This window comes from Paenibacillus catalpae (genome assembly GCF_900112695.1).
GTDB classification, from domain to species: Bacteria; Bacillota; Bacilli; order Paenibacillales; family Paenibacillaceae; genus Pristimantibacillus; species Pristimantibacillus catalpae.
Window position 1 is genome coordinate 1,156,082 of the sequence record NZ_FOMT01000001.1, and the last position, 13,001, is coordinate 1,169,082.

14 protein-coding genes are annotated in these 13,001 nt (G+C 47.8%); 13 read left to right on the forward strand and 1 reads right to left on the reverse strand.

Annotated elements, in window-relative coordinates:
• The first annotated feature begins 10 nt into the window (after positions 1–10).
• The 8 genes from BM200_RS04820 (at position 11) to BM200_RS04855 (ending at position 7,682) form a co-directional block, all read left to right on the forward strand.
• The gene (locus BM200_RS04820) at positions 11–1,273 is read left to right on the forward strand and encodes a D-alanyl-D-alanine carboxypeptidase family protein (protein ID WP_091181929.1); all 1,263 of its coding nucleotides are present in this window, start codon (positions 11–13) and stop codon (positions 1,271–1,273) included.
• A 184-nt stretch (positions 1,274–1,457) separates the two neighbouring features.
• A complete protein-coding gene (locus BM200_RS04825; protein ID WP_091181932.1) occupies positions 1,458–2,411 on the forward strand; it encodes a nucleoside hydrolase in 954 nt (317 codons plus the stop codon).
• A 50-nt stretch (positions 2,412–2,461) separates the two neighbouring features.
• Positions 2,462–2,974 carry an acyl-CoA thioesterase gene (locus BM200_RS04830; protein ID WP_091181935.1) on the forward strand — a complete coding sequence of 171 codons (513 nt, stop codon included), beginning with the start codon at positions 2,462–2,464 and terminating at the stop codon, positions 2,972–2,974.
• Positions 2,975–3,273: 299 nt separating this feature from the next.
• Positions 3,274–3,813, forward strand: coding sequence for a hypothetical protein (locus BM200_RS04835; RefSeq protein WP_091181937.1), 540 nt, complete (start codon positions 3,274–3,276; stop codon positions 3,811–3,813).
• A gap of 152 nt (positions 3,814–3,965) precedes the next feature.
• Entirely contained in the window at positions 3,966–4,688 is a 723-nt protein-coding gene (locus BM200_RS04840) for an SDR family oxidoreductase (RefSeq protein WP_091181939.1), read from the forward strand.
• Entirely contained in the window at positions 4,682–5,776 is a 1,095-nt protein-coding gene (locus tag BM200_RS04845; protein WP_091181941.1) for a threonine aldolase family protein, read from the forward strand. Before BM200_RS04840 ends, BM200_RS04845 begins: the two co-directional genes overlap by 7 nt.
• Before the next feature lie 43 nt (positions 5,777–5,819).
• Positions 5,820–6,776 carry an ATP-binding protein gene (locus tag BM200_RS04850; RefSeq protein WP_091181944.1) on the forward strand — a complete coding sequence of 319 codons (957 nt, stop codon included), beginning with the start codon at positions 5,820–5,822 and terminating at the stop codon, positions 6,774–6,776.
• Between the two features lie 24 nt (positions 6,777–6,800).
• Positions 6,801–7,682 carry a tetratricopeptide repeat protein gene (locus BM200_RS04855; protein ID WP_245772893.1) on the forward strand — a complete coding sequence of 294 codons (882 nt, stop codon included), beginning with the start codon at positions 6,801–6,803 and terminating at the stop codon, positions 7,680–7,682.
• A 132-nt stretch (positions 7,683–7,814) separates the two neighbouring features.
• Here the strand turns inward: BM200_RS04855 and BM200_RS04860 are convergent, their stop codons facing one another.
• Positions 7,815–8,708: a LysR family transcriptional regulator gene (locus tag BM200_RS04860; RefSeq protein WP_091181945.1), complete on the reverse strand. Its 894-nt coding sequence runs from the start codon at positions 8,706–8,708 to the stop codon at positions 7,815–7,817.
• Between the two features lie 138 nt (positions 8,709–8,846).
• Here BM200_RS04860 and BM200_RS04865 point away from each other — a divergent pair, with 138 nt between their 5' ends.
• The 5 genes from BM200_RS04865 (at position 8,847) to BM200_RS04880 (ending at position 12,861) form a co-directional block, all read left to right on the forward strand.
• Positions 8,847–10,244: an MFS transporter gene (locus BM200_RS04865; RefSeq protein ID WP_091181948.1), complete on the forward strand. Its 1,398-nt coding sequence runs from the start codon at positions 8,847–8,849 to the stop codon at positions 10,242–10,244.
• 148 nt (positions 10,245–10,392) lie between these two features.
• Positions 10,393–10,686 carry a MerR family transcriptional regulator gene (locus tag BM200_RS30715; RefSeq protein WP_342716260.1) on the forward strand — a complete coding sequence of 98 codons (294 nt, stop codon included), beginning with the start codon at positions 10,393–10,395 and terminating at the stop codon, positions 10,684–10,686.
• A 35-nt stretch (positions 10,687–10,721) separates the two neighbouring features.
• A complete protein-coding gene (locus BM200_RS30720; RefSeq protein WP_342716261.1) occupies positions 10,722–10,940 on the forward strand; it encodes a TipAS antibiotic-recognition domain-containing protein in 219 nt (72 codons plus the stop codon).
• 322 nt (positions 10,941–11,262) lie between these two features.
• Complete coding sequence (locus BM200_RS04875) at positions 11,263–11,736, forward strand: MarR family winged helix-turn-helix transcriptional regulator (protein WP_091181951.1); 474 nt, start codon at positions 11,263–11,265, stop codon at positions 11,734–11,736.
• A gap of 63 nt (positions 11,737–11,799) precedes the next feature.
• Positions 11,800–12,861: an LLM class flavin-dependent oxidoreductase gene (locus BM200_RS04880; RefSeq protein ID WP_091181953.1), complete on the forward strand. Its 1,062-nt coding sequence runs from the start codon at positions 11,800–11,802 to the stop codon at positions 12,859–12,861.
• The last annotated feature ends 140 nt before the right edge of the window (positions 12,862–13,001 follow it).

The following is a 13,001-nucleotide window of genomic DNA, read 5'->3' on the forward strand; positions in this document are numbered from 1 at the left end:
GAGGGGAACTATGAGACCACTTCAAGGCCTGATTGCAATAATGTTCATTATTCTCTTATTACTATCGCCCGTTTCTGTATTCGCGGAGGAGTCCGTGCAGCCTGCGGGCGAACAGCAGACGATGCAGCCTGCTGAGCAGCTGCCGGATATGCCAAACTCTGAATCCGCGATTCTGATCGATGCGAAGTCGGGCGCTGTGCTTTTTGCGAAAAATGAATCCGAGCGTTTGTATCCGGCCAGCATAACGAAGATTGTAACCGGCATTATTGCTCTTGAGCAGTCGGATCCTTCAGACATGGTAACCGTTTCGAAGAACGCACGAGGAGAAGACGGGACCCGGATCTATCTGGCGGAAGGCGAGCAGAAGCCGATGCTGGATCTGATCGAAGGGATGCTGATCAACTCGGGTAATGATGCAGCTACCGCAATCGCCGAGCATATTGACGGTACGAAGGAGCAATTCGCTGTGCGGATGAATGAATTTGTCCGCAAGCTGGGAACGTGGGATACGAATTTTGTCAATCCAAGCGGCCTGCCGGATGAGAATCAATATACAACGGCAAGGGATATGGCCAAGATTGCACAGTATGCGATGCAAAACGACCAGTTCCGTCAGGTTGTATCCACCCAATCGAAGCCTTGGGTTGGAGAAGAATGGGTCTCCAAGCTCGAAAATCACAACAAGCTCCTAAGCAGCTACGAAGGTGCTATTGGAGTGAAAAACGGCTTTACGCAGGCAGCCGGATATACGTTGGTATCCGCTGCCGAACGTGGAGACATGGAGCTCATTGGCGTCGTTCTGAAGGGGGCTACCGATGCCGGCGTCTACAAGGATATGACGCAGCTTCTTGATTATGGCTTTGCCCATTTTACGAGCTCGTTATATATGGAGGCGGATGAAAAACGTTCGTTCGTATCGCGGGATACCGGCAAATCCATGGAGTTTACAGCCGATAGGCCATTCTGGGTGACGATCAAGGATGGCGTTGTGCCTGACGTAGCCGTCGACTCAAACGGCCGAGCGTTTGTCCAAGGTTCGGAGATCTATAATCCTTCTGAGACAGCCGCGGCATTAGTGCCGATCGTTCCTCTTGCCGAGCAGGCAGAAGTCCAGATTGCCTCTGTAACGAAATCTAATCCGCTGCATGAAACGTCAAAATCTTCAGGCTGGAGCGTTGGCGTAACGATTGCCTGGTCCGTCATGCTCCTGTTTATGCTCTTATCTGCCCGAATCATATATGTAAGGCAGCGCAGAAGAAAATTTTATAAATAGCCTTCTACACAAAAGAGCCAAGACTTATAAGAAGTCTTGGCTCTTTTGTGTAGAAGGCTATTAGCGTTGTTCACAAGGGAAAGGGGAACTTTTATGTATCAGGAACAATCCTCGCCAATTCAAAAGCAAAATTTGTCGAATTCGATTACAATAGAGATTGTTAGACAGATAGGAGGAATAGGCAATGAACGGTAAAACACGAATTATACTGGATGTAGATACAGGGATCGATGACGCATTAGCGGTTCTATATGCCTTGCTGTCTCCAGAGATTCATGTAGAAGGACTAACAACCGGATTCGGTAATATTGATGTGGGTCAAGCGACGGAAAATACGCTCCGGCTCATTAAGCTGGCTAATTGCGGCTACGAGGTTCCGGTAGCGGCAGGTGCAGCCGGGCCGCTGAAACGCGATTACGCGGGTCCGGTTCCGCATATTCACGGTCATAACGGAATTGGTGATGCAGAGCTTGCACCAACGGAGCAGAGGCCTCTTCAGGAATCGGCTGCAGAATTTATCGTCCGCAAGGCTAACGAGCTTCCGGGAGAGCTCGTTGTAATTACAGTTGGACGAATGACGAATCTGGCTTTGGCGCTGCAGATGGATCCATCTATTACAGGCAAAATCCGCAACGTTGTGGTGATGGGCGGAACCGTATTTGCGCCGGGCAATGTGACTCCAGTGAGTGAAGCGAATTTGTGGGGCGATCCGGAGGCGGCTCAGCAGGTATTCCGATCAGAGGTTCCGCTTACGATAGTAGGTCTCGATGTTACGCTGCAGACGAGATTGTCGCGCGGTCACCTCGATCAACTGCGCCGTCTGGCCCCGATTGATAAACAGCCTATCGTTGATTTTCTGCATACGGCACTCGAGAGGTACTTCACCTTTTATCTGGAGCAGAATCAATACCTTGGCGAATGCCCGATGCATGATCCGCTCGCCGTACTGGTAGCGGTGAATCCATCGCTTGTGAACACCAGAGTCATGCATGCCGATATTGACTGCGGACACGGATTGACGGCAGGCATGATTATTACGGATCGAAGAGTGAATCCGATGGTCGGACGAGAAATTACGTTCTGCCTGGAAGTGGACGCGGATCGTGCCTTGCGGCAAATGCTGTCCGTGTTTCTGTAATATAGAAGCAGTTGGATGAAATTATACATAGAAGAAAAGAGGATGGCTATATGGAGCAACGTTATTCTCGTGAATCCAGGTGTTATAAGACAGCAAGGATTTTCCCAACGGACGTGAATAATCACAATACGTTATTTGGCGGCAAGCTGATGGCTTACATTGACGATATCGCATCCATTGCCGCGACCAAGCATTGCCGGCGTGCAGTCGTTACGGCTTCTACCGATTCCGTCGACTTTCTGCAGCCGATCCGGCCTTCCGATTCCGTCTGCCTGGAATCCTTCGTTACTTGGACTGGTCGGACATCAGTTGAGGTGTTTGTTAAGGTCATTAAAGAAGATCTGTTAAGCGGGGAGCGCGTTGTCGCGGCAACGTCTTTCCTGACCTTTGTCGCATTAGACGAGGACAAGCGTCCCGTGCCGGTGCCGAGGGTCATTCCGGAATCCGAAGAAGAATTCAAGCTCTACGAGACAGCCCCTCACCGCGCTGATATGCGGCGGATCCGCCGCGAGCAGAGCAAGAAGTTCGCCGATTTTTTGACGGTTGCTCATCCATGGGACTAATGCGGAGGCAGTAAAAAATGCGCATTCAGTTAAGATTGCGCATTAACAACGTATTGGATGCAGCCATATACGAATAAGGCAAGGACTACACATATTCCGACAACAATATATACTGCTTTACGTCCATTCATTCAAGCACCAGCTTTCTATGTACATTGATACTTGCTCTATTATATACGAATTGGGCAGCAAAGTCATGGCGAGCAGGTGCTTGCTTCATTCCCCGTTGTTACATATACTTTTAGAATCGGGTTATATAACCTGGCTAGGAAGTATCGCAAGAGGGGAATGACGACAAAATGGAGCAAGCTTCCAAACCGCAGCAGGATGCCACAAACATTCCGCAGGAGGAATTTTTCGCTGCTGCCGCATTATTTTGCCGCGCATATCCAGTATTCGTCGCGGAGATTGAACGTGTAGAGGCCGAACGCGGAAAGCTAAGCGACTTTCAGCTGATGCGTGCGGTGAACAAAGCCAAAGAAGGTCTTGTGATTCTAGGCTGGGATTGTCGAAAAGCCGTTAATGCGCTATTTGATACGTATGTGGAAATCTATAAGCACAGCAGCAAGGAAAACGCCAATCACTGGGCGGAATCCACCTTCGGATGCAACAAGACACTCATCTACGAGCCTCTGCATGAAGAGGAAGAGGTACTGGAGAACGGCATGTCTCTTGAGCTGCGTATTGAACAACTAACCGCTCTTATCCATGAGCAAGAGACGACCCTGCTGCAAAATTACAGGGAGCTGTACCGGCTGAAGATTGCTGCTGCCCATGAGGCAGAAGCAGAGAACAGCTTTGAGGTTCCTGAGCAGGGCAGCAAGAAGGAAGAAGAGTAAGAACGAGACCGTTGCCGGGCAAGGCAGCGGTTTTTCGTATGCAACCGTAATCGATTTCATGCGGAAGGTTGTATGTTATACTAAGGCTATGTCAGCTACTTCTGACAGGTAATGAAATCAGGTGCAGGCAGGGAGAGGAGACGGGGAAGCAGATGGTCAAAACCATGTTAGTGACAGGTGCGGATCGTGGTGTTGGACTGGCACTCGCTGCAGAGTGGCTGAAGGATGGCAACCGGGTATTCGCCGGACAATATGCCGATAGCGACGGGCTGCAAGAGCTGCAGAAGGAATATGGCGAGCAGCTGACAGTGTTCCCGCTGGATGTAGCAAGCGAAGCAAGTGTTAATCAAGCACTTGAATTAGTGGAATCGCGGACCAACAAGCTTGATGTTCTTATAAATAACGCAGCAATCTTGGGAGATATTAGAAATACCATTCTTGGAGAGCTTCAGTATGAAGAAATGCTGAGTGTGTTTAATGTGAATGCCCTGGGCAGCTTACGTGTGAGCCAAACGTTCACGCCGCTCCTGCTTGCGAGCGACTCCAAGCTGATTGCTAATATTTCCTCGGAGGCAGGAAGTATTACCGACTGCTGGCGCGATGCCTGGTATGCCTATTGCATGTCCAAAGCGGCGGTCAATATGCAATCAAAGCTGATACATAATGGGCTCAAGCCGCATGGCGGCCGTGTGCTGGTCATTCATCCGGGCTGGGTGAAGACGCATATGCAGGGCAAGCTGGATGAAGCGGCAGAGCTGACGCCTGAGCAATCGGCAACGGGCATTACGAAGGTTATTCATTCGGCATTAGCAAGAGATGCTGCTGAAATGGAATGCGAATATATAGATTATGAAGGTAGGAAGTTGAATTGGTAAAGACACTTCTAGAGGCATTTAACAAGGCAGAATACCCTGTAGTTGGCCACGGAAAACGTCATGTTCAAGTATTAAAGAATACCTTTGACCATCTTGATGGCGAGATTGACAGTGATATATATGGAACGGGAAAAGTGATCGAGGATTTCCAGACGAAAATGGCTGCTTATCTGGGCAAGCCGTCTGCGGTCTTTTTCCCAAGCGGTACGATGGCTCAGCAAATTGCGCTCCGGCTGTGGTGTGACGAGAAAGGCAGCAAGAAGGTCGCTTATCATCCTTTATGCCATCTGGAAATTCATGAACAGGATGGATTAAAGGAGCTTCATCATATTGAGCCTGTACTGCTGGCAGATAAAGATCGATTAATTACTCTTGAAGATGTGCGGAACATGAAGGAGGATATCGCTTGCCTGCTGCTTGAGCTGCCGCAGCGAGAGATTGGCGGACAACTGCCTGCCTACGAGGAACTGGAAGCGATAGCTGCCCATTGCCGGGCGAAGGGGATCAAGCTTCATCTTGACGGCGCAAGACTTTACGAGATTTTGCCTTATTACGGGAAGACTGCGGCGGAAGTATGCAGCTTGTTTGATAGTGTATATGTCTCCTTCTACAAAGGGATCGGGGGAATTGCTGGAGCAATCCTGGCCGGCGAGGAAGCCTTCACTAGTCAATCGAAGATTTGGAAGAGGCGCCATGGCGGTGACTTAATCAGCCTTTATCCTTATATTCTCAATGCGGATCTAGCGTTTGACGAACGGCTGCCGAAGATGGAGCAATACTATCAAGCTGCCGTAGAATTAGCGGGCATGTATAATAACGGTATCGAGGGGATTACAACCCGCCCGGTAACGCCTGTGTCAAATATGTTCCATGTTCATGCGGCTATGCCGAAAGAGAAGTTGGAGCAGATCTTGATTGCCTTGTATGAAGAAACCGGGATTGGCTTGACTGGCAATATTCGAGATGCAGGAGAAGGAACTTCCTATTATGAAGTCAGCCTCGGAGATCGTTATGCCGCTATTCCGAAGGACAGGCTTAGGCAAGCATTCGAGCTTCTTCATGAGAAAGTAAAACAAACTTTGATTTGAATATGATACTATTTTCAATATAGCAGTGAAGGAGGAATCGAGGATGTCGGATTATGATGAACTATCGGAACGAAGAAAAAATAAGCTGAAGCTTATGCAGTTCAGCAAGGATGATCATTCGTTAGTAGAGTCGGACAAACCGAAGGAAACATTCGAAGATGTAGGCGGCCTAGAAGAGGTGAAGAAGAAGATTCGGATGAACTTTATTCTTCCACTCAAGCAGCCGGAGATCTTCAAAGCCTATGGCAAAGAAGCCGGCGGGAGCCTGCTCTTGTTCGGACCTCCCGGATGCGGCAAGACGTTCCTTGCCCGGGCAGTAGCCGGTGAGATCGATGCCAATTTCATTCATATCGAGCTGCAGGCGATACTTGGGATGTATGTCGGGCAAAGCGAGCATAACCTGCATGATGTGTTCCAGAAAGCAAGGGAAAACAAGCCTTGCGTCATCTTCATTGATGAGCTGGATGCCATGGGCGGCAGCCGTCATCAGATGAGACAGCATCATGAGCGAATGCTCGTTAATCAGCTTCTGACGGAGCTTGACGGGCTGCAATCCGGCAACGACCAGGTCTTTGTTATTGGGGCAACGAATACGCCTTGGTATCTGGATTCCGCCTTGCGCCGCCCTGGACGGTTCAACCATCTTGTATTTGTACCGCCTCCGGAAGAGGAAGAACGATCTGCGATTATGCAGCTTAAGCTTGCGGGCAAGCCTACCAATTCCCTCAATCTTGGCAAGCTGGCGGCAGAGACGAAGCTGTTCTCCGGTGCCGATCTGGAGCAGGTAATTAGCGATGCCGTTGAATCCGCTATGGAGCGTACGTTCGAGACGGGAGAAATTCAGCCGATTACGCAGGAAGATCTCCGCAAATCCGTTAAAGCCCGGAAGGCTACAACGATCGAATGGTTTGCCACTGCAAGGAACTACGCTACATTCAGCGATGTGAACGGTGATTATCAAATCGTGCTTGATTATGCGAAGAAACACGGCATCAAATAGTGGATATAGCAGGAGGATTATTTTGTGGAAGAGACAATAACCTCATCTTCTTCGACCGTTTATAGCGCCATCTATCAGCTGATGTCCTGGAAGAAGTATAAGGAAGCATTGGCTGAAACAGAGAAGCTATTGCGGGAAGACCCCCATAATCCGGATCCTTACGCCTTATACGCACAAATCTGCGTGCTGACGGGAGATTACGAGAAAGCACGGCATTGGGCGGAGGAGGCTTTAAAGCGGAATCCTGAGCATCGTTTAGGCTGGTATGTTCGCGTGTCGATTTATTATGAGACCGGCAACGAGGCTGCCTTTGATCAGGCCATTCGGGAAGCGCTGCGAATTGATCCTTACGAGGCTCATTATTTTTACTTGCGGGCTAATCAGTTGAACAAGAAGGGCAAGTTCAAGGAAGCCAAGGATCAAATCGAAATGGCTCTGGAGCTGGAATCCGAGAATCCTCAATACTTGGCTGTTCTTAGTTATATTGAAGCTCTGCTCGGAGAAGACGGCGCATCAAGAGAGCTGGAACGTGAGGCCCTTCGTTATGGAGCCGAGGAGCCGGTTGTTCTGATGTACCTCGCCTGGTCTGCCGCTCGCCGCGGCGATTATAAGCTGCAGGAGACGTATATGCGCAGCGCGGTGCGATTAAATCCGGATGAGAAGCAATACCAGGATGAATTCCTGGAGTCGCTCCGTCACCAATATCTTCTTTATCGGATATGTTTGTGGCCTAATAAATTATTGCGTAAAATGAAGCGTTGGCAAATTTTTGTCGTGTGGGCGGCAGCCTGGATTTTATTTAAACCTTTGGTACTGCTTTTCATCATCTTGCATCTCATAGCCCATTGGTCAACCAAGGCTATTGTTCACGTGAAAATCTTTGGCTGGCGCCGGCGCCGAACATAAGTTGCGGGCTCAAATCAAAACGGACTGATTCTCCTTGAGAGATCAGTCCGTTTTTTGTTATTCCGTCGATCCGGTCGAACCCATGCAGAGAGGAGATGAGCACCTGTGGTATTCCTGCAACCGTGGGCACGCTCATGCCAATCCTGTTGGTTCTGACTGAAAGTGCAGCTTCAGAAACTCCAAGTACTGCTTAGCGGCACGAGGCAAGTATCGCTTCTCATTCCAGGCAATCGAGAACTCGCGCTCACAGACCGGCGACTCAATGCGCAGCAGCTTAACATTCGAATCCTCATTCGTGCTATGAGGCACGAAAGCGACTCCGAGTCCAGCTTGTACAAGGCTCCACAAGGCCGATGGCTCATCGACTTCGCAAATAACGTTCCGGGAGATACCCGCAGCCTCGCAATATACATCGTTGATATGACGGAAGGGATGTTCGGCATGATACTCAATAAACGCTTCATTTTCCGTCTCTGCTATGGTGATGGTATCTCTCGCTGCTAGAGGATGGGCAATTGGAACGGCGAGACATACCTCCGCTTTCAATACGATTTGTTCTTGAATCCACGTCTGATTGAGGGAAGCAGCTATGAAGCATAGATCCACTTCTCCTCGCTCAAGCAGAGAGATCATGTCGTTTGAAGAGGCAGGAGGGATCTGTACCACGCGGAAAAGAATCTCCGGATTCTCCTTGCGAAACTCGCTTATGGTGGAAGAGAGTCGACTTAGCGTTGGTGTGGCAAGTCTTATGGTTCCTTGCTCCGTTTCAACCATATCCGCCAGTTCCCGGCGTCCTTCTTCTAATGCTCCTAGTGCGATATCCACCTGTTTCAGGAATGCTCTGCCGAACCGGTTCAAACGAATCTGTCGGTTCTGCCGGTCAAACAGAGGAACGCCAACATCTTCCTCCAGACGTGAGATCGTCTTGCTTAGCGCAGGCTGAGCAATTCGAAGCTCCTCTGATGCCTTTGTCATGTGCTCATATTTCGCAACGGTACGAAAATATTGAAGCTGCAGCAGTTCCATAATGAAGACCTCCAAACTTTATAATTCATTCATTTCCATATACCTCAGTATATAATAACATACAACAATATATATTATCATTTATCAATCGGAAGGGGTATATTGGTAAATATAAAGATAAACAGGAGGGAGATCGCGATGACTTCAGATCAAACGGATTCCACTCAAACTCTGAATGGAAACGTCTTAATTAAAATTCTGGCATTCACATTGGTTTTATCCTCGATGAGCGCGACGATGTTTAACATCGTCCTTCCGGAGATTCGGGCTGATTATGAACTCTCAGTCGCTCAGGTCAGTTGGGTATCGACTGTATACTTGCTTATATACGCGGTCGGATCCGTCCTTTACGGCAAGCTGCTCGATCGTTATCAAGCCAAGAATCTGATTACTTTCGGATTGCTCGTATTTGCGGCAGGCTCACTACTGGGATTACTTGCCGGATCATATTCCTTCGTATTAATAGCGAGAATCCTGCAAGCGGTCGGAGCGGCTGTCATCCCGGCGCTAGCGATGTTAATTCCAGTTCGATACTTCCCGCCAGAGAGAAGAGGGCATGCACTCGGAATCTCGGCTACCGGATTAGCACTTGGTAATGCGATTGGCCCGATTGTGTCCTCGCTGCTCGTGTCGTTTGTCCACTGGAGATGGTTATTCGCCATTCCTATGCTTATTCTGGTCACGCTGCCGCTCTACCGCAAATATCTCATTACGGAGAGAAGACAAGGAGGACATATTGATTGGCTGGGAGGAGGTCTTCTGGCCGGTACGGTAGCTCTTCTGCTGCTTGCGATTACGCAAGGGAACTGGTGGCTCGGAGCCGGAAGCGTTGTTATGCTCTTAGGCTTCGCCCTACGTATTCGTACGGCTAATGATCCGTTCGTGTCCATGTCACTTATACGTGACCGTGTTTATTTAACGGGATTAATAATTGCGGCGCTAGTGATGAGCGTGAGCTATGCCTTACCCTTCCTAACTCCTCAGTTACTGTCGGATATTAATCAATTAACGCCCGGATGGGTTGGCTTCGTCATGGTTCCCGGAGCCTGCGTGTCCGCTTATCTCGGCCGAAAAGTCGGAAAATTGGCGGATACGAAAGGGAATACGTTTGTTTATCACTTGGCATCTCTGTTCTTGTTCAGCTGTTTTCTCTTATTATCGATATTCGTTGGCAGTCCTGCAGTTCTGATCGGACTTATTTTTACCATCGGCATTGTTGGTCAGATGTTCATGCAGATCGCGCTCTCAAATACGATCTCACAAAGTATTCCGAAGGATCAGGTTGGCGTTGGAATGGGGTTAATGACGTTATGTAATTTCCTTGCCGGGGCCGTATCAACGGGGATCTATGGGAAGATCATGGATCATGGGGCAAAAGCGAGCTGGATACCGTGGCACACCAAAGACGCTTCCTACGTATTTAGCAATCTATATCTGATCCTCGCATTGATTCATGTTGGAATTCTCATTCTCTACCGAAGTGTCTTTGTCCGCAGGAAGAAGACGGATGCTGCTGTACGTATGATTAGCAGGTAATGTTAAATGAATAACCGGATCGATCTTCCAGAAGATCGGTTGGTTTTTTATTGAAATAGTATTGACTCTCCCCTAAGGGGAGACGATAAACTTCAATATGTGACCGGCCGGTCTAATTGCTAAGAACAGGGTTATAGGAGGATGATACGTGCTTTATACGGTGAAAGAAGTATCAGAAATGTCTAATGTAACAATCAAAACACTGCACCATTATCATAAAATCGGTCTCCTTATGCCAAGTGAGATTAGCGAAGCCGGCTACCGCTTATATGGAATACATGAGCTGCAGCGGCTGCAAGAAATCCTTCTCTACCGTGAGTTGGAATTCTCCCTTGATCAGATTAAACACTTATTGAATGCTAATCCGGACCGACAGTCCATACTTCAGCAGCAAGAAGCTTTGCTAAGCAGAATGAACATCTGCAGGAAACGTACGGCATAGAAATCCTTCAAGTGAAGGGAGCAGATGTACCGGAGATGAATGAGCAAGCCGCAGAAGCCATGACTTTCATGAATGCGATGGCTTCTGCATTAACAACAGGCATTAGACATCACGATCAGAAGATTAATAAGCTCATTTCCGACCACCTTGAATTCTTAAATAAGCATAACCATAACGTTTCAGCTGAAACGTTCGACGCGCAAACCAAGTTTTTTCTCCAGGATGAGTTTCACTTGAACATGCTGGAGTCGTAACAAATAGGGCTCGCCTATTATCTGGCTGCTGCGGCAGAGGCTTATAAAGAAGAGTCGGACTTGAATTAATATTGTCACTGGAATCTCGCGGAAGCAGTATATGGTTAGCCAAGCTTAATCGAATGATTAGCTTGGCTTTTTTTGCTGCGAGAAAGTATATGAATACTACACAAAAGGGAAAAACACAAATGTCGTCAGCTTTTTCCTGAATGTTACAAGTTGACATTAATATATCCTAAGTTTAGAATAACTAATATTAGGATAAATAAAGATGGGATTAATAATATCCTTTGTATAACGAGGCCAGATAAGGAGATGGAGAATGACAGAACGCGATGCTGAAGGTAAGGAACTTGATTTGAAGGTCATACGCGTTATAAGTAACATGGTGAAAGAGTTGTACGGAAGCTTGGAACGTGACATTGACAGCTACGGCCTTAGTAGGGAATACTTTCAAATTTTAGAGTTTCTATATAATAAGGGACCTCATCCCATTCAGAAAATAAGCGAGACCTTCTCGATTCCAAGCGGGAGTATCACTTATGTGGTCGATAAACTTGAAAAGAAGGGTCTGGTGGAACGGCTACCGATTCCGGGTGATCGGCGAAAAACGAATGTGACGCTAACGGATGAAGGTCAAAGTTACTTTGATCACATCTTTCCAAGGCATGTTGAAACGATCTCCGATAATTTGTCCTACGCAACGGACGAGGAGAAGCTAGAGCTTATTCGCGTGCTCAAGAAAATCGGATATGGTATCAAGAATCGTGAAGGCAGCTCAAAACATGAGGACTGAGGATCAGTTTATTATTGAAAGAATTATTTCATTTTTCAATTTGATAAGTAGGGAGAATTTATAATGGAAATCGGTGTAGATACTTTTGTTGAAACAACTCCGGATGTTCAAACCGGCGAGACCATCAGTCACGCTCAGCGTTTGCGTGAGGTAGTGGAAGAAATCGTCCTTGCTGATCAGGTTGGGCTCGATGTATTTGGTGTCGGCGAGCATCATCGCAAAGAATTCGGGGATTCCGCTACTGCCGTCATACTGGCGGCTGCAGCATCCATGACCAAAAGGATTCGCTTAACCAGTTCGGTTACCGTGCTATCTGCTGCGGATCCGGTACGTTTGTTCCAGCAATTCGCCACGCTTGACGGAATTTCGAATGGACGGGCTGAGATTATTGCGGGAAGAGGCTCTATGGTCGATGCGTTTCCTCTGTTTGGTTATGATTTAAAAGATTACGATGAGCTATTCGAGGAAAAACTGGAGCTCTTACTAAAACTAAGGGACTCCGAGAAGGTAACCTGGAGAGGAGGGCATCGGCCAGCCTTTACGAATTTAGGCGTATACCCGCGTCCCGTTCAGAACCAATTGCCCGTTTGGCTTGGCAGTGGGGGTAATCCGGACTCAGCCATTCGTGCAGGGGTACTTGGACTGCCGCTTGTATTGGCGATAATTGGGGGTAGTTCCCTGAACTTTGCCCCGCTCGTGCCGCTTTATAAGAAGGCAGCCGAACGTGCAGGACATGACGTATCGAAATTAAAGATAGCCGTACATTCACTCGGGTTTGTTGCGGATAGTACAACGCTTGCGGTCGAAAAGTATTTCCCACCTACACAGGCATCATTTAATTATTTTGGTAAAGAACGTGGCTGGGGACAATATACCCGTGCGCAATTCGATGCAGCTCGCAGCTTAGAAGGAGCTTTATACGTTGGCGATTCCGAAACGGTGGCTAACAAAATCATTCACATGCGCAAACATCTAGGCTTCACAAGATTCTTTCTTCATTTGCCAGTTGGCACCATGCCTCATGAGGATGTCATGAGAGCTATTGAGTTATTAGGAACGGAAGTTGCACCTCGAGTTCGTGAAGAAGTTGCAAAATGGGAAGCCTCCAATGAAGCTAAAGCTTAATAATTGATTAAAAACCAAGCTAATCTTTGATTAGCTTGGTTTTTTTATAGGTGAAGAGTTTTCTTTGGGATTAACATAATGAACATCATTTTGAAGTGTTTGTGTAAACGCTTTCAAAGGTTGGGAGAAAACTGAAATTA